Annotated in this window: 16 protein-coding genes; 10 read left to right on the forward strand and 6 right to left on the reverse strand. The window is 63.0% G+C overall.

The features are described 5' to 3' along the window. Positions 1-19 precede the first annotated feature (19 nt). Positions 20-2,023: a methyl-accepting chemotaxis protein gene (locus C8J33_RS17525; protein ID WP_110802500.1), complete on the forward strand. Its 2,004-nt coding sequence runs from the start codon at positions 20-22 to the stop codon at positions 2,021-2,023. Between the two features lie 61 nt (positions 2,024-2,084). Here C8J33_RS17525 and C8J33_RS17530 read toward each other — a convergent pair whose 3' ends face one another. The 4 genes from C8J33_RS17530 to C8J33_RS17545 all read right to left on the reverse strand — a co-directional run bounded on the left by C8J33_RS17530 (position 2,085) and on the right by C8J33_RS17545 (position 7,634). Beyond that, positions 2,085-3,470 (reverse strand): FAD-containing oxidoreductase, encoded by a 1,386-nt coding sequence (locus C8J33_RS17530; protein ID WP_110802498.1) that lies wholly within the window; start codon positions 3,468-3,470, stop codon positions 2,085-2,087. Then, a complete protein-coding gene (locus tag C8J33_RS17535; protein WP_110802496.1) occupies positions 3,467-3,955 on the reverse strand; it encodes a DUF4126 family protein in 489 nt (162 codons plus the stop codon). Before C8J33_RS17535 ends, C8J33_RS17530 begins: the two co-directional genes overlap by 4 nt. A 382-nt stretch (positions 3,956-4,337) precedes the next feature. Continuing rightward, complete coding sequence (dinB, locus tag C8J33_RS17540) at positions 4,338-5,390, reverse strand: DNA polymerase IV (protein ID WP_245420196.1); 1,053 nt, start codon at positions 5,388-5,390, stop codon at positions 4,338-4,340. A gap of 165 nt (positions 5,391-5,555) precedes the next feature. Further along, on the reverse strand, positions 5,556-7,634 hold the full coding sequence (locus C8J33_RS17545) for an ATP-dependent helicase (RefSeq protein WP_132664981.1): 2,079 nt from the start codon (positions 7,632-7,634) through the stop codon (positions 5,556-5,558). Positions 7,635-7,927: 293 nt separating this feature from the next. Here C8J33_RS17545 and C8J33_RS17555 point away from each other — a divergent pair, with 293 nt between their 5' ends. From C8J33_RS17555 to C8J33_RS17590, 8 genes are all read left to right on the forward strand, one after another. Then, on the forward strand, positions 7,928-8,383 hold the full coding sequence (locus C8J33_RS17555; protein ID WP_110728900.1) for an RbsD/FucU family protein: 456 nt from the start codon (positions 7,928-7,930) through the stop codon (positions 8,381-8,383). 344 nt (positions 8,384-8,727) lie between these two features. Further along, positions 8,728-9,402, forward strand: coding sequence for a FadR/GntR family transcriptional regulator (locus C8J33_RS17560; RefSeq protein WP_110802492.1), 675 nt, complete (start codon positions 8,728-8,730; stop codon positions 9,400-9,402). Next, positions 9,399-10,580, forward strand: a complete 1,182-nt coding sequence (locus C8J33_RS17565; protein ID WP_110802484.1) for a PLP-dependent transferase — start codon at positions 9,399-9,401, stop codon at positions 10,578-10,580. Before C8J33_RS17560 ends, C8J33_RS17565 begins: the two co-directional genes overlap by 4 nt. A 34-nt stretch (positions 10,581-10,614) precedes the next feature. Beyond that, a complete protein-coding gene (locus C8J33_RS17570) occupies positions 10,615-11,874 on the forward strand; it encodes an ABC transporter substrate-binding protein (RefSeq protein WP_110802481.1) in 1,260 nt (419 codons plus the stop codon). Positions 11,875-12,063: 189 nt separating this feature from the next. Further along, positions 12,064-12,996, forward strand: coding sequence for a carbohydrate ABC transporter permease (locus C8J33_RS17575; RefSeq protein WP_110728904.1), 933 nt, complete (start codon positions 12,064-12,066; stop codon positions 12,994-12,996). Between the two features lie 2 nt (positions 12,997-12,998). Beyond that, positions 12,999-13,823 carry a carbohydrate ABC transporter permease gene (locus tag C8J33_RS17580; protein ID WP_110802479.1) on the forward strand — a complete coding sequence of 275 codons (825 nt, stop codon included), beginning with the start codon at positions 12,999-13,001 and terminating at the stop codon, positions 13,821-13,823. 3 nt (positions 13,824-13,826) lie between these two features. Then, the gene (locus tag C8J33_RS17585; protein ID WP_110802477.1) at positions 13,827-14,942 is read left to right on the forward strand and encodes an ABC transporter ATP-binding protein; all 1,116 of its coding nucleotides are present in this window, start codon (positions 13,827-13,829) and stop codon (positions 14,940-14,942) included. Between the two features lie 108 nt (positions 14,943-15,050). Next, positions 15,051-15,431 (forward strand): PRC-barrel domain-containing protein, encoded by a 381-nt coding sequence (locus C8J33_RS17590; protein ID WP_110802475.1) that lies wholly within the window; start codon positions 15,051-15,053, stop codon positions 15,429-15,431. A gap of 143 nt (positions 15,432-15,574) precedes the next feature. Here the strand turns inward: C8J33_RS17590 and C8J33_RS27335 are convergent, their stop codons facing one another. Together C8J33_RS27335 and C8J33_RS27340 are read right to left on the reverse strand one after the other, a co-directional pair. Continuing rightward, a complete protein-coding gene (locus tag C8J33_RS27335) occupies positions 15,575-15,979 on the reverse strand; it encodes a PadR family transcriptional regulator (RefSeq protein WP_207901548.1) in 405 nt (134 codons plus the stop codon). Continuing rightward, positions 15,976-16,152, reverse strand: a complete 177-nt coding sequence (locus C8J33_RS27340; protein ID WP_207901549.1) for a hypothetical protein — start codon at positions 16,150-16,152, stop codon at positions 15,976-15,978. The genes C8J33_RS27335 and C8J33_RS27340 overlap by 4 nt, the downstream gene beginning before the upstream one ends. Positions 16,153-16,380: 228 nt before the next feature. Here C8J33_RS27340 and C8J33_RS17600 point away from each other — a divergent pair, with 228 nt between their 5' ends. Continuing rightward, on the forward strand, positions 16,381-17,148 hold the full coding sequence (locus C8J33_RS17600; protein ID WP_132664982.1) for a siderophore-interacting protein: 768 nt from the start codon (positions 16,381-16,383) through the stop codon (positions 17,146-17,148). The last annotated feature ends 49 nt before the right edge of the window (positions 17,149-17,197 follow it).

Genomic DNA, 17,197 nt, shown 5'->3' on the forward strand with positions numbered 1-17,197 from the left:
GTATGGCTTGAGGCATTTTGTGAAACACATTCCGATCATTGGCAAATTTTTGAGCCTGATGGGCGTCTTCGCGCTCTTCTCCCTGGGGGTTGCGTTCTACTCGGGCGATCGGATCATGAGAACCGATGACGCCTATTCCGCGCTGCTGGCCCAACAGTCGAAGGCCGCCACGGAACTCGCTCTTGCCAACCAGGCATTCCAGACCGCACGGGCTGCGGCCGGCACGCTGATGATCGTCACCACCGAGGCGGCGAAGGCAGCGGCAACGGCCGAGCTTCAGGCTGCCAAAACGCAGTTCGGCACAGAAATGGACGCGGCACTGGCTGCAACGCCCGAGAACGCACGAATCTCCGAACTGAAGACCAAAGGCCTGTCCATCCTCAATGAGGCCTGCGGCAATGCCTTTACGCGCGCGGCGGGTGCACGGGGCTCGCAGGATCGCCTGAGCGCGCAGGGCGCCTTCCTGCGGGAATGCGAGACGCAGTTCGCCCCCATGAGCCAAGCCATGGCGGAGGAAACCAACGAGCTCCTCGTCATTGCCAATACGGAGAGCGACGTGCTGACGACCGGATCGATCCACACCTACTGGGTGACGATCGCCTTGGTTGTCGTGGGAACGCTGACCGTCATCCTCGCGGCATTCTTCGCTATCCGGGCCTGGCTTGTGCAGCCAATCGATGCGCTGGGTAGCGTCATGCAGCGGCTGGCAACAGGCGACCTCGACGCCGATGTCATCGGAACCGATCGCCGCGACGAAGTGGGCGGCATGGCGCGCGCCGTGGAAGTGTTCAAGGAAAACGGCTTGAAGGCGCGTGCGCTGGAAACGGAAGCCGTGCAGCAGCGATCGCTGAGCGAAGGCGAGCGGCGGCGCCAGGTCGAACTGGAGCGGGAGCGTGCCGAAGCCATGGCGCAGGCAACCAGCGGGCTCGCCAAGGGTCTGACGCATCTTGCTTCCGGCGATCTCAGTTTCCAGCTCACCGAGCGCTTCGCCGACGACTTCGAGACGTTGCGTACGGACTTCAACCGGGCCGTCGAGCAGCTTCGCGACACGCTGAGCGCGGTTGCGGACGCCACCGGCTCGATCGACAGCGGTTCGCGTGAGATCAGTCAGAGCGCCGACGACCTGTCGCGCCGGACCGAACAGCAGGCAGCCTCGCTCGAGGAAACCGCAGCGGCTCTCGATGAAATCACCGCCAACGTCGCCAACTCCTCCAAGCGCGCGGACGAAGCCCGGACGATTGCCGTGCAGGCCAACGACAGCGCTCGCCAGTCCGGCGCCGTGGTCACCAGCGCGGTCGATGCGATGAGCAAGATCGAACAGTCTTCCAACCAGATTTCCTCGATCATCGGCGTCATCGACGAAATCGCCTTCCAGACGAACCTGCTGGCCCTGAACGCCGGTGTGGAAGCCGCCCGTGCCGGGGAAGCCGGCAAGGGCTTCGCGGTGGTCGCGCAGGAAGTGCGTGAACTCGCCCAACGCTCGGCCAAAGCTGCCAAGGAAATCAAGGACCTGATCCGCAATTCTTCAGGCGAAGTGCAAAGCGGCGTCCAGCTGGTCAGCCAGACAGGCGAAGCGTTGAAGACGATCGAGACCTACATCGTCACGATCAACCAGCACATGGATGCGATCGCGACCTCATCGCGCGAACAGTCGGTCGGCCTCGCCGAGGTCAACACGGCCGTCAACCAGATGGATCAGGTGACGCAGCAGAACGCGGCGATGGTGGAAGAGGCCAATGCGGCCGGTGCCACGCTCGCCACCGAAGCTGCACGGCTGAAGGATCTGGTCGCGCGCTTCCAGTTCGGCGGCGCATCGGCATCCTATGCGTCGGCAGCGCCGTCGCAGCCGGCACCCCGCGTCAAGACACCGAGCCGGCCCGCGCTCGCGACAGCCACACGCGCCGTTCCCGTCGCGTCTCCGGCCCGCAAGATGGCGAACACGCTCGCACGTGCGTTCTCCGGCGGTTCCGCCAGTGCCGCACCGGCCGCAGCCGCGGCACAGGACAATTGGGAAGAGTTCTGATTAACGCGGCTATCCTGCCCCGTCATGAAGAGAGGCCCTCGGCGAAACCGGGGGCCTTTTTCTATGGGGAGGCATCCACCGGCTTCATGCCGAGAACGAGGGTCGGCCAGAATTCCGATATGGTGGGATGGATCGGTACGGCCCAGCGCAGGTCGTCGTAGTGTGCGCCGACATTCATCATGTCGAGTACGCCATGAATGGCCTCGTCGCCACCCGTGCCGAGAATGGCAGCGCCCAGGATCTCGCGCGTGTCCGCATCGGCGATGATCTTCATCAGCCCTTGCGTCTCCCCTTTCTCGACGGCCCGTCCGACGCGCGCCATCGGCAGACGTCCGACGAGGATCCGCCTGCCGGAGGCGCTGGCCTCCCGTTCGCTCATTCCGACACGGCCGAGTGGCGGGTCGATGTAAAGCGCATAGCCTGGCAGGCGGTCGGAAACCTTGCGGGTCTCGCCATCCAGCAGGTTCGCCGCGATGATTTCAAAATCATTGTACGCCGTATGGGTGAAGGCGCCGCGGCCGTTGCAGTCGCCCATTGCCCAGATGCCGGGCGCGCTGGTGGCGAGCGCGTCATCGACGATGATGTAGCCGCGTTCATCCAGAGCAACACCGGCGGCGTCGAGCCCGAGATCATCCGTGTTGGGTTTACGCCCCGTGGCGAGCAAGATGTCGGAGCCGCGAATGTCTGGCTCGCCCTTCGTGCAGTTCACACCAACGATGACGTCTTCGCCGTCGCGGGAAAAGCGGATGCACTCTGCTGCGGTTCGAACCGCGATGCCTTCGCCCTCCAGCACCGCTTGGATCGCGTCCGATATTTCCTCGTCTTCTCGCGCGACGAGTCGAGGCCCTTTTTCGACAATGGTCACCTCGGCTCCAAAGCGATGGTACATCTGGGCGAATTCCAGACCGATATAGCTGCCACCGACGATAATGAGGTGTTTCGGCACACGCTCTAGCATGACGATGTCGCTGTTGGTCATAAAGGGAACGTCATGGATTCCGGGGAAATCCGGGATGGCGGCCCGGCCGCCGACATTGATGAAGATCTGCGGCGCGAACAGGCGCTCGTCGCCGACACGTACCGTCGTGCGATCCTCGAACCGCGCATGGCCGCGGATCAGGGTGCAGTTTTCAAGCCCCTCCAGCCATCGCTCGTTGCTCATGCGGCTGTCGAGCGTGATCTTGTGCGACCGGCGGAATACGGAGGGCATGTCGATCGTCACGTCTCCGCCGATGACGACGCCAAAATCCGCGGCGCGCCGGGCGATATGGGCGGCGTGAGCACTGGCGACGAGCGCCTTGGTCGGCTTGCACCCGGTGTTGACGCAGGTTCCGCCGACATGCTTGCGCTCGATGATGGCGACGGAGCGCCCGGCGGCGGACAGGCGAGCGGCGAGCGACGGGCCGGCCTGTCCGGCACCGATGATGATCGCGTCGAACGTTCTCATGCAGGGATCGGCATGGACGCCGAGACGGGCAGGGCGCTCATGATGAGAAACGCTCCGATGATGGCGATAGCGTCCTCGACAAAGGCTGCCGGCCGATCGCGGCCGAAACTTGCTGCGAGGCGGGCCCGCAGAGCGGCTCCACCGAGGGTGCCGGCGATGGCGCCGAGGAGACCGGCAACGAGGCAGATCAACCAGCCGCCGGAGGGCGTTCCGATGATCGCACCGCAGAGCGCGCCGACCACGACGCGGGTGGCGAACTGTACCGGCACCTTGCGGCTTGGCGTTGTCGGCAACTGGTCGGTGACGTATTCGCCGATTGCCAGGACGGTGAGGAGTCCGGCCGCCCAGATCGAGCTCATGAAGGATGCCCAGGAGCCGGAGAGATCGATCCATCCGAGCGTAGCGGCCCAGGCAATGGCTGCCGGCGCGGTCATGGCGCGCAGGCCGGCGATGACGCCGATCAGGAATGCAAGAAACAAGAGCATGAAACCTCCAAGGCCGGATCGGCATTCGCAATGCAATCACAGACTGACATTGTGGACAAGGGCCATGCGTAGCTGCGCTGTTCTACTGATGAAGCGCCACACGGTCGTGCCCTTCGATTTCTGCATAGCTGCACTGCAACATTGCCTCTCGTAAGGGCAGGCGTCTCGGCGTAAATATTATCTCAACGAAGCGATGCACCTCCTCCCGCGTCCCTTCGTAGTTCGAACGCTCCCCTCCTCCTCCCAGGATCGTTCGAAGGAATGGCGACATCCTCCTCCCAGTCGCTGTTCGGTTCTTATCGAAAAGCCTGCCGCACCTCCTCCCGCGGCAGGCTTTTTCGTTTTGAGCCTATTGCTTGCTGCTCCCCAAGTGCCGAGAGACCTACAGACCGAGATCGAGCTGCGGTTCCTCGCTCGTGTCGGGACTCGCGCCGTTCGTCGTCAGCGATGACAGCGTTACGCCGAGAAGCCGCACAGGCCGGCGAAAGGGATGGACCGTCGCCAGCAACTGGTCGGCGACCTCAAGAACATCATCGATACGAGCAAAGTTCGCCGCCAGCGTTCGCGCGCGCGTCGCCTGCGTGAAATCCGCGTATTTGATCTTCACCGTCACCGTTTTGCCGGTGATGTCATGCGCCTCGCAGTACCGCCAGACCTTCTCCGCCAGCGGGCGCAGTTCGGCCTCGGCGAGGACGAGGTCGGATATGTCCTCGCTAAAGGTGTCCTCGGCGCCGACCGACTTGCGAATACGGTCCGGCCGCACGCGCCGCTCGTCGATGCCGCGCGCGATCCCGTGGAAATACGCGCCGGATTTGCCGAAATGCTGCTGGAGATAGGCGAGCGGCTTCGTTTTGAGATCAAGGCCCGTCTCGATGCCGTGCTTCTTCATCCGCTCGGCCGTGGCCGGGCCCACGCCGTGGAATTTCTTGACCGGCAGGGCCTCCACGAAGGCCGGGCCGTTCTTCGGCGTGATGACGAATTGACCATTGGGCTTGCGCTGGTCCGACGCCATCTTGGCGAGGAACTTGTTATAGCTGATGCCCGCCGAGGCCGTGAGACCGGTGGCGGCGAAGATCCGGGCGCGGATCTCGGCGGCGATCTCGGTTGCGATCTCCATGCCTTTCAGGTTTTCCGTTACATCGAGATAGGCCTCGTCCAGCGATAGAGGCTCGATCAGAGGCGTGTATTCCGCAAAGATCTCCCGGATCTGCTGCGACACGGCGCGGTAGACCTCGAAACGCGGTTTGACGAAGATCAAGTCCGGGCATTTGCGCTTGGCGGTGACGGACGCCATGGCGGAATGCACGCCGAACACTCGGGCTTCGTAGCTCGCTGCCGCCACCACGCCCCGTGCAGCCGATCCGCCGACGGCAAGGGGCTTGCCGCGAAGCTCCGGGTTGTCCCGCTGCTCGACCGAGGCATAGAAGGCGTCCATATCGACATGGATGATTTTGCGCACCGGGGCATCCCGTGGCTCCACGCTTTCCCCCGGTACAGCATCGGGAACGGGTGCGGCCAGCGCTTCTGCCAGATCCTGAGCCTCGCGGGCCGCCGCTCTTGCTGCCGTTTCCGGCCTATCGGAAGCGCCCGTCTGCACGGCCTAGCTCCACATGCCGCGCATGCGGGCGGCGACGTCGATGCGGATTTCCCGCGCGCTGCGTTCCGAGGCGGAGGCTGATACCAGCGGCCAGGTCGCGCTCTCGAAGAACTGGAGCAGCGTCGCTGGAATGAAGCGGGTTCGCGCGGCATAGACATGCCGATCGCCCTGCGGGTTCTGCCCGTGGGTGAAAAAGCGCTGCGGCGTGATCAGCGCCAGACTGTCTTTCGCGCGCGTCATGCCGACATAGAGAAGGCGGCGCTCCTCCTCGATTTCCTGCGTCGTCCCGGTTCCCAAATCGGACGGGATGCAGCCATCGACCACGTTCAGCATGAAGACGGACCGCCATTCCTGCCCCTTGGCGGAGTGGATGGTCGAGAGGATGAGATAATCCTCGTCCAACAGCGGCACGCCGGCCTGGTCGCTTGTGGCATCCGGAGGATCGAGCGTCAGTTCGGTCAGGAAGCGCTCACGCGAGGCATAGCCGGTGGCGATCTGCTCCAGTTGCAGGAGGTCCGCCTTGCGCGTTTCGGCGTCCTCGTGGATGCGGTCGAGATGCGGCTCGTACCACATCCGTGCGAGACCGATCTCCGCCGGCCAGCCCGGGCCGGACTTTCGCAGGCTTTCTAGCATGGTGACGAAGCGGCTCCAGTCGTCACCGGCACGGGGCGGAGCGGGGATTTCGGCCAGGGCTGCGAGCGGCTCGGGATCGGCCGCGATCGCATCGAGGATCTTGCCCACCGTCTGCGGGCCGACGCCCGGCAGCATCTGCAGCAGCCGGAAGCCCGCCACCCGGTCGCGCGGGTTCTGCGCGAACCGCAGCACGGCCAGCATGTCCTTCACATGCGCGCTATCGAGAAATTTCAAACCGCCGAACTTCACGAAGGGAATATTGCGCCGCGTCAGTTCGACTTCAAGCGGCCCGCTGTGGTTCGACGAGCGGAACAGCACGGCCTGCTGCTTCAGCGTCATGCCGGTTTCGCGGTTCGCCAAAACCTGTTCGACGATGAAGGCGGCCTGATCCGTCTCATCTTTCACCGTCACCAGCTTCGGCCGCTCGGCCGACTGGCGCTCCGTCCAGAGATTCTTGGTGAACCGTTCCCGCGCGAGATCGATGACGCCATTGGCGGCGGCGAGAATGGTCTGGGTCGAACGATAATTGCGGTCGAGCGTGATCACATCCGCCGCCGGGCTGAAGGAGGCGGGGAAATCGAGGATGTTGCGAACGGTGGCGGCGCGAAAGGCGTAGATGGATTGTGCGTCGTCGCCGACCACGGTCAGGCCGCGACCGCCGGGCTTCAGCGCCATCAGCACCGAGGCCTGCAGCCGGTTCGTATCCTGATACTCGTCCACCATCACATGGTCGAAACGATCCCCGATATCCTGCGCAAGGCCGGGATCGGACACCATCTGCGCCCAGTAGAGCAGGAGATCGTCGTAATCGAGCACGTTCTGGGCCTGCTTGGCGGCGACATAGGCAGCAAACAGTGTCTTCAGCTGCGCTTCCCACCCGGCGACCCAGGAAAAATGCAGGCGCAGCACGTCGGTCAGCGGTGTCTGCGAATTCACCACCCGGGAATAGATGGACAGGCAGGTGCCCTTGGTGGGAAACCGGCTTTCCATCTTGGAGAAGCCGAGTTCGTGACGCACGAGGTTCATCAGGTCGGCACTATCTTCACGGTCGTGGATGGTGAAATCGATATCGAGGCCGATCTGCTCGGCGTACATCCGCAGCAGGCGCGCGCCGATGCCATGAAACGTGCCGGACCAGGAAAGGGCGTCGGTCAGAACGCCCGCGTTAGCGCCGAGCACCTTCCGGCAGATCCGCTCGACCCGCCGCGCCATCTCGGACGCGGCGCGGCGCGAAAAGGTCAGCAGAAGGATACGCCGGGGATCGGCACCGTGAACGATGAGATGGGCGACGCGGTGCGCGAGCGTATTGGTCTTGCCCGATCCGGCGCCCGCGATGATCAGCAGCGGACCTGCGACCGTGTCGGATGTTGTCCCGTTGGAGACGATGCCGTGCTCGACGGCTTGGCGCTGCCGCTCGTTCAACGTCTCCAGATAGGCTACTGCCGCCATGCCGTCTTCCCCGTCCTGCCTGCATGTTCCGGAACAAGACGCAGAATCGTCGCGCCGAGGACTTGGGAACAAATAACGAACATATCAGCCAGGGAAAAGCTTGAACAGGGCTGTCGCGAGCCAAACGGGATCGCAGCGCGTTAACGGGTGGTCGATGACCGCTATCATGCCTTTGGTGCTGGCCGGAATCTTCCTGGAGCGTTACATCGTCAAAGGCCTCACGGCGGGAGCCGTGACGTGGGCATTCAGAGATCGCGGCGGGAGCCGCGACGAAGACGTAATGGGAGGTTTTCTTGCTGAAGAATATTCATCCGGCGCTCGGCGCCGACGTGCTGCATGCACTCCGCTCCATGGGGCATGGCGATACGCTCGTCATATCGGACACCAATTTTCCGACCGATAGCGTCGGGCGACAGACGGTCATCGGGCGGCCGCTGACGATGGCCAATCTGAGCGCACCCCAGGCGATCGCCGCGATCCTCTCGGTGCTGCCGCTGGATACGCCGCTGCAGAATTCGGCGGGCCGCATGGAAGTGATGGGCGCACCGGACGAGGTGCCGGATGTGCAGCGCGAGGTTCAGGCGGAGATCGACCGTGCCGAGGGCAAGCCTTGCCCCATGTACGGGATCGAGCGCTTCGCCTTCTACGATCTGGCGAAGAAGGCCTATTGCGTCATCTCGACGGGGGAAACGCGGTTCTACGGCTGCTTCCTGTTCACCAAGGGCGTCATTCCCCCGGCCGGCGCGTAAATCCCTCTCCTTTCTGATCGCGATGACGCCAGCAGGCAGGCAACAGCATGGCCGCCCGGGTATTGCCGAGCCCGTCCTCGGCAATACCCGGAAGCTCGACGCGATTGCGGCGGCGGCTATCGGTGGGCCTCGCTGATGGGTTACACAACAGTCAGCCTACGGCGGGCATCCATGGGGCATGAGATGTCCATGAGCAAAAAAGCATAAAGCTTCCGACTGCAGCGTCTTGACAAACCATCACAGCCATCCTCAATTGGCAGGATGTCAGACCAATTCTCTTTAAACGAGTCCTTGTCGTGAGTGCGTCGCCCCGTGCACCGACGCGCATCGAGCCGTTGCCGCCGATGAACCGGGCGCAGCAAGTCGAGACGGCGCTGGCGCAGTATGTGGAGCATGCCGGCCTCAAGGCTGGGGACAGATTGCCGGCCGAGCGCGAATTGATGCTGGCGCTCAGCGTCGGCCGATCGACCATCCGTGAGGCGATCGGCAAGTTTCAGGCTCTGGGAGTGGTCGAAAGCCGCAAGGGTAGCGGCAATTACCTGCTGAAGCCGATTTCCGCCGGCACGGTCCATATGCCGCTCTCGTTCGAATCCGTCGGCCTTCGCGACGCCCTGTTGATGACGCTCGAGGTTCGCCGCGGTATCGAGGTCGAGGCCTCCATGGCCGCCGCCCGCCGCCGGACGGAAACGGACCTCAAGACCATCGAAGCCCGCCTCGATGAAATGGAGACCGTGCATCTTGCCGAGGGCACATCAGGCAAGGCCGATCTCGCGTTCCACCTCTCGATCTACGACGCCACCCACAACCCGCTGTTTCGGCAACTGCTGGAGCAGATGCGTGGCGGTTTCGAGCGCTTCTGGTCGAAGCCCTTCGATCGGCCGGATTTTGCGGCGCGCTCCTTTCCCTTCCACCGGACGCTCTTCGATGCGATCGCCGCAGGCAACGCTGAAGCTGCGCGAACGGAAACGCTGAAGATCCTCGCCATCGTCGAGGAAGATATCAAGGACATGTCGAAATGACCCCAGGCCACGATCTCTTCGATCCCGCCTCGCTGATCGTCGCCCATGACGAGACCCATGCCTTCGAGGCCGTCGTGCCGCCGATCGTGCAGACCTCGCTCTTCACCTTTTCGAGCTATGACGAGATGGTCGCGACCTATCGCGGCGAACGCAACCGGCCGGTCTATACGCGCGGCCTGAACCCGACCGTCCGTCTGTTCGAGGAAATGCTGGCAAAGCTCGAAGGCGCGGAGGATGCGCTCGCCTTTGCGAGCGGCATGGCGGCGATTTCCTCGACGGTCCTGTCCTTTGTCGAGCCCGGCGATCGGATCGTCGCTGTCCGCCATCTCTATCCCGACGCTTTTCGTCTGTTCGGCACCTTCTTCAAGCGCATGAACATCGCGGTCACCTATGTCGACGGTCGCGACGAGGCGGCGGTCGAAGCGGCCATGCCGGGCGCCAAGCTCTTCTACATGGAAAGCCCGACGAGCTGGGTGATGGAGGCGCATGATGTCGGCGCGCTCGGCGCCATCGCGCGCCGTCACGGCGCGATTTCGGTCATCGACAATTCCTGGGCAAGCCCGATCTTCCAGCAGCCATTGTCGCTCGGCTGCGATCTCGTGCTGCATTCCGCCTCCAAATATCTTGGCGGCCATAGCGATGTCGTCGCCGGCGTCGTGGCTGGCCCGAAGGCGCTGATCGACCGCATCCGGGGCGAGGCCTATCCCTATCTCGGCGGCAAGCTCTCGCCGTTCGACGCCTGGCTCATTGTGCGGGGCCTGCGCACCCTGCCGATCCGCATGAAGCAGCATCAGGCGTCCGCGCTGGAGATCGCGACGCGTCTTCAGGCGATGGATGTGGTGGAGACCGTGTGCCATCCAGGGCTTGCCAACCGCCTGCCGCCAGGGCTGAACGGCACGTCCGGCCTCTTCTCTTTCATCTTCCGCGAGGGTGTCGATGTCAGGGCCTTTGCCGATCGGCTTCGGCTCTTCAAGCTCGGCGTATCCTGGGGCGGGCATGAAAGCCTGATCGTTCCCGGCGAGGTCGTTCTGGAGCAGAAGGCGCAGCCGAACTCCGCACACACCTTCGGCATCAGCGCTCGCTCCGTCCGCCTGCACGTGGGGCTGGAGGGAACCGAAGCGCTCTGGGCCGATCTGGAGCCCGCCATCCACGCCGCGACATCCGCCGCCGCGTCCTAAAACTGACATTCAAATCAAAAAAAGGGAGAACAGCATGAAACGTCTGATCGCAGCCACACTCTTCACCGCCCTGATGGCTGGAACGGCTTTTGCCGATACCACCCTGAAGCTCGTCGAAGTCATCACCAGCCCGGAGCGTACCGAGACGCTGAAAAGCATCGTCTCCAAATTCGAAAGCGCCAATCCGGGCACGAAGGTCGAGATCGTTTCTCTGCCCTGGAGCGATGCCTTCCAGAAGTTCGCGACCATGGTCTCGGCCGGCGATGTGCCGGACGTCATCGAAATGCCGGACACCTGGCTCTCGCTCTACGCCAATAACGGCATGCTGGAGAGCCTGGAGCCCTATCTGAAAGAGTGGGAATACACCAAGGACCTCAGCGCCCGCACGCTGGAGCTCGGCCGCGACGTCAAGGACACGGCCTATATGCTGCCCTACGGTTTCTATCTCCGGGCGATGTTCTACAACAAGAAGCTGCTCGAACAGGCCGGCGTCACCGAACCGCCGAAGACGCTGGAAGCGTTCGCCGAGGCCTCCAAGAAGGTTTCCGCCATCCCCGGCAAGTATGGCTACTGCCTGCGCGGCGGCCCGGGAGGTTTGAATGGCTGGGTCATGTTCGGCGCCAGCATGGCCGGGTCCAACAGCTTCTTCAACGAAGACGGCACCTCGACCTTCGACAGCCCCGGTTGGATCAAGGGCCTGACCTATGTGGTCGATCTCTACAAGAATGGCTATGCTCCGAAGGACAGCGTCAACTGGGGCTTCAACGAGATCGTCGCCGGCTTCTACTCCGGCACCTGCGCCTTCCTCGATCAGGACCCGGACGCCCTGATCGCGATTGCGCAGCGTATGAAGGCCGAGGACTTCGGCGTCATGACCATGCCGAAGGGCCCGGACGGCAAGACCTTCCCGACCATCGGCTTTGCCGGCTGGTCGATGATGGCCTCGTCTGCCAACAAGGATCTCTCCTGGAAGCTCATCTCCACGCTCGAAGGGCCGGAAGGCAATATCGAGTGGAACAAGAAGACCGGCGCCCTGCCGGCTCTGACGACCGCCGAGAAGGACCCGTTCTATCAGAGCGAACAGTTCAAGGGCTGGTTTGCGGAGCTTGCCGACACGAACGCCGTGCCGACGACCATGCCGACCTATCTTGAGGAATTCGCTTTCTTCAAGGACTCGCTGGTCATCAAGACCTCGCAGGAAGCGCTGCTCGGCGACATCACGCCGGAAGAGCTTGGCAAGCAGTGGGCGGACTACATGACGAAGGCGCAGAAGAAGTTCCTCGCGTCGAAATAATCCCTCGTCGAGAGCCCGGCGCGCGGTCCTTCCGCTGCGCGCCGGGCTTCGCCTTCACGCTACAGTCTTTCAGGCTCAATCTGAGCCAGCCAGACTCTCGCTTTTATTGTTTTCGTTTGTCTTTTCAGGATAACCGGCTTCCACTTATCCCTGACAAACATGAGCGCCGGACCTTCAGGTGACGACTCCATGACCCTTTCCACGACCGGCAGCCGCCCGCGCCCGCGCAAGCCTTTCGCACGCCGGCTTGCCGATGCCGCCGAGCCATGGCTCTACACGGCACCCGTGCTCGTGCTTATCATCGCCGTCATGCTGGTGCCGCTTATACTCGGCCTGTCCTACGCGTTCCGCGATATCCAGCTGCTCAATCCGTTCTCCGGGGGATTCGTCGGGCTCGATCATTTTCGCGAGCTTTCGCAGGATACGGCCTTCTATCGCGCACTGCGCAATACGCTCTGGTGGACCGGAGCCTCCGTCTTTCTCCAGTTCTTCTTTGGCCTCATTCTGGCGCTTCTCCTCGACAAGCCGTTTGCCGGACGCGGCCTCGCACAGGCGCTGGTCTTTCTGCCCTGGGCCGTGCCCACTTTCCTTGCTGGGCTCAACTGGGCGTGGATGTTCAATCCGGTCATCGGCCCGCTGCCGCACTGGATGGTCTCGCTCGGCATCATGTCGGCGCCGAACAACATCCTTGCCGATCCGCATCTCGCCATGTGGGGGCCGATCATTGCCAATGTCTGGTGGGGCATTCCGTTCTTCGCGATCACCTTGCTCGCCGCCCTTCAAGCCATCCCGCGCGATCTCTATGAAGCCGCCGCGATCGACGGCGCCAATCCGTTGCAGCGCTTCACCTCGATCACGCTGCCCTTCCTCGCGCCGACCATCGCCATCACGGTCCTCCTGCGCACGGTCTGGATCGCCAACTTCGCCGATCTCATCATCGTCATGACCAATGGCGGCCCGGCCGACCGCACCCAGATCGTCGCGAGCTACATCTTCACGCAGGCGTTCAAGCGGCTCGATTTCGGCTATGCCTCGGCCATCGCGCTTGTCCTCCTCGTCCTGCTTCTCGCCTACTCCATGGTGATCGTCGTCATTCGCCAGCGCCTGATCGAGAAGGATTGACCATGAGCATCCTCCTCACCATCGCGCATCGCCTGGCCATTCTCGCCTATGTCGTCTTCGCGCTGTTCCCGCTCTACTGGCTGCTCAAGGTCTCGGTGACGCCGAACGACCTGCTCTATAGCGAAGGCGTGCGCATGTGGCCGTCGCATGCGACGCTCGAGCATTACCGCTACGTCCTCGAAAACAGCGCTTTCCCGATCTTCTTCCGCAACAGCCTGATCGTCGCCGGTTCGACGGCGCTGGCCGTCACGCTGATCTCGTCGCTCTCGGGCTATGCGCTCTCCCGCTTCGTCTTCCGGGGCAAATATGCCGTCGTGGCGCTGATGCTGATTACACAGATGTTTCCGCTGGTCATGCTGGTCGCGCCGATCTTCAAGATGCTCTCGCCGCTTGGGCTTACCAACAGCCTCACGGGCCTCATCATCGTCTACACCGCCTTTAACGTGCCGTTTGCGACCTTCCTCATGCAATCCTTCTTCGATGGCATTCCGAGGGATCTGGAGGATGCGGCGATGATCGACGGGGCAAGCCGGTTCACCGCCTTCCGCCAGATCATCCTGCCGCTGACACTGCCCGGCATTGCCGCCACACTCGGCTTCGTCTTCACGGCCGCATGGAGCGAGCTGCTGTTCGCGCTCATGCTGATCTCGGGCAACGACAGCGCGACATTCCCGGTCGGGCTTCTCACCTTCGTGTCGAAATTCTCCGTCGATTTCGGGCAGATGATGGCCGCGGGCGTCATGGCGCTGGTGCCGGCCTGCCTCTTCTTCCTCCTGATCCAGCGGTATCTCGTGCAGGGCCTGACGGCCGGCGCGGTGAAAGGGTAATCCATGGCCTCTATCGAAATGCGCGATATCGTCAAGACCTATGGAGACCACCCGGTGCTCCACGGCGTCGATCTGTCGATACAGGATGGCGAGTTCATCGTTCTCGTCGGCCCTTCCGGCTGCGGCAAGTCCACTCTGCTGCGGATGATCGCGGGGCTGGAATCGATCTCGTCCGGAACGATGTCGATCGACGGGCGCGAGGTCAACGATCTCAAACCCAAGGACCGCGACATCGCCATGGTGTTTCAGTCCTATGCGCTCTATCCGCACATGACGGTCGCCGACAATATGAGCTACAGCCTGCGCCTGCGCCGCACGCCGAAGGAGAAGATCGCCGCCGCCGTTGCCGCCGCGTCGGCCAAGCTCGGCCTCGATCCCTTCCTCGGCCGGCGCCCCAAGGCCCTCTCCGGTGGACAGCGGCAGCGCGTCGCCATGGGCCGCGCCATCGTCCGCCAGCCGAAGGCCTTCCTGTTCGACGAGCCGCTCTCCAATCTCGATGCACGCCTGCGCGAGCAGATGCGGGCCGAGATCAAGCGCATGCACGCCGAATTCGGCGCGACCTCCGTCTACGTTACCCACGACCAGATCGAGGCAATGACGCTCGCATCGCGCATCGTCGCGATGAATGCCGGTTCGGTGCAGCAGATCGGGGCGCCGCTCGAGCTCTACGACCGGCCTGCCAATCTCTTCGTCGCCGGCTTCATCGGCTCGCCGGGCATGAACATGCTGGAAGGCACGATGATTTCCGACAACGGGACGAGCCTTGTACAGCTCACCAACGGAACGACGATCTTGCTGGGGCAGGCGGTGGATCTGGCCGAGGGAACATCCGTCACGCTCGGCATCCGTCCCGAGCATGTCGCCATTCGTCCAGTGACCGGTGGCGTTGCGGCGTCCGTCGAACTGATCGAGCCGACCGGGCTCGGTATCATTCTGCACCTTACGGTGCATGGGCTGCCGTTCAAAATCTTCACCAGCGACCGGGCGCTTCTGGCACCGGGCACCGACCTGACGGTCGGCTTTCCCGCGGAGCGCTTGCATCTGTTCGGCCCGGATGGTCAGCGGATTGCGCTCGGCACGCTGGAAGGCAGCGGGGTCTCGTCGCTGACAGCGTCGTGATCGTCGAGCGACATCTTTAGGGGAACCTATCGAGTGGTTTGCGCCTTCTCCGGGCTGCAGGCTGCGCCGATCGTGGTCTGCGTCATCATCCTATAAGACGGAGTCACCATGACAAAGCGCAATACCCGCATCGCAACCATGACCCTTGTTCTTCTCGCTGGCGCTGGAGCGTCCTTCGCGCAGGCCCCGGCCACGGCATTGGTCGACGTGTCGGGAAAGACGATGGTTCCGGGCTTCAACGTTACGGCAGACGATCTGGAAAGCATGAACGTCTACAATGCGGCCGGCCAGAAGATTGGCGAGATCGAGGACGTCGTGGGCAGCGACAAGATGACCCCGACCGGCGTGGCCATCGATTTCGAACGCAGCGCCAATCTTGGCCGCGAGCATCGTGTGGTCGCGCTCGACAAGGTCAAGCAGAATGGTCTGCGTCTGGTCGTCGATATCGATTCCGCCGCTGCGGCACAGCTGCCAGTATACAACGATTGATCCGAACGAACGCCGGCGACCGTCGGCTTGCGCTTTGGAGATCGGAAACCGGCCCCTTCTCAGGGCCGGTTTTGCTTTGAGCAGGGCTCGACATCGTCGTGCACTCCCTATCGTCCAAGGCGCCGCACGTAACACGATGTCTTTCAGCTACGCTCGATGGCTTTCGCGGCCGCATCGAGCGCCGAGGCGATCGCCTCGATGGTCTCGGCATCGACCGTTTCCTGCTTCAGTCGGAGGCGCAGCGCGAATTTGACATTCTCCATGGCGCGCAGAACAGGCGGTGGAATGTGTCCACGGGCCGAGGGCGAGAGCCGGGCGAGCAGAATATCCGCCATCTCACGGTTTTCCATCAGGAACGTCTGTCCTTCCGCAGTGATGCGATAGAGCTTCCGGCCTTTTTCTTCCGGCTCGATCACCGCATAGCCCATGTCGTCGAGCCAGGCGAGGGTGGGGTAAGCGACGCCCGGGCTGGGGACGTAGTTGCCGCCCGACCTCTCCTCGACGGCCTTGATCAGCTCGTAGCCATGGCTCGGACGGTCCGCGATCATTGCAAGAAGAAGCAGGCGAAATTCACCGTAGTCAAACAGGCGATGCCGCCCGCCGCGCCGCTCTCCCTCATGTCCACCATGCCGGCCGTGCCGTTCGCCGTGGTCACCATGCTCCCCGCGGGGTCCGCCACGGTGTCCATGGCCGTGTCGCTCGTGCTTTCCGTGATGGGCATGCTTTCCCTCATGGGAATGCTCGGCGGGAGATTCGGCTGCGGGGTCGCGAATTTCCGTCCGAGGCTCCGGGGAAAGTATGCCGGCTGTTTCAGGTGAGGATGTCTGTTGATTATTTGTCATATCGTGGATATATCACGATATATCGGAATGTCAAACAGGTGCCCAACGGGTGGGTGCTCCGACAGACCGAACCCTCGTCTCCGTGTCTTCTGAAAGGACGCCCGACCATGACATATTCAACGGTCACATCTGCCGAGCCGCCGCCGCACATCGAGGGCGTCCGCCACGTGCTCACCCGCCGAAAGCTCACGGTTTCCGCCATCGAATACGTGACGCCCGCCATGTTGCGGATCACCCTTGGTGGTGAAGACCTTGCCGGCTTCACGAGCCTGTCTCCCGACGACCATGTGAAGATCCTGCTGCCATCGACCGTCGGCGAGGAGGAGCGTCGCGACTACACGCCGCGTCATTATGATGCCGAAACCGGCAGCCTCGTCATCGACTTCGCTGTCCATGACGCAGGCCCGGCAACGCAGTGGGCTGTGAACGCGAAGATCGGTGACGAACTGCAGATTGGCGGCCCCCGCGGTTCGGCCGTTGTCTCTCCGGAGGTGAAGCGGTGGTTGCTTATCGGCGACGAGACGGCCCTGCCGGCGATCGGCCGCCGGATCGAGGAAGCTGGGTCTGAGCATGTCATGACGAGTCTCGTGGCGGTTGCCGGTCCTGAGGAAAGGCAGCTGTTCGAAACGAAAGCATCGCTGAATGCGCTCTGGGCCTATCGCTCCCTGGCGTCGGCGAACGACGCAACTCCACTTCTCGACCTTCTGAAGACCGTCACGATCGAACCGGGAACCTTCGTCTGGATCGCGGCGGAAGCCTCCGTCACCCGCGCCCTGCGCGCCGAGGTCGAACGGCGCGGCCTGCCGCAGGGCTGGCTGAAAGCGGCCGGCTACTGGGTCATGGGGAAGGCGGATGCCCATGAGAAGTTCGAATAAAAAAGCTTGAGTAACATAAATGAAAACAGGCCCGACGGAAGGCCGGACC

It is taken from the genome of Rhizobium sp. PP-CC-3G-465 (assembly GCF_004343445.1).
Taxonomy (GTDB): domain Bacteria; phylum Pseudomonadota; class Alphaproteobacteria; order Rhizobiales; family Rhizobiaceae; genus Ferranicluibacter; species Ferranicluibacter rubi.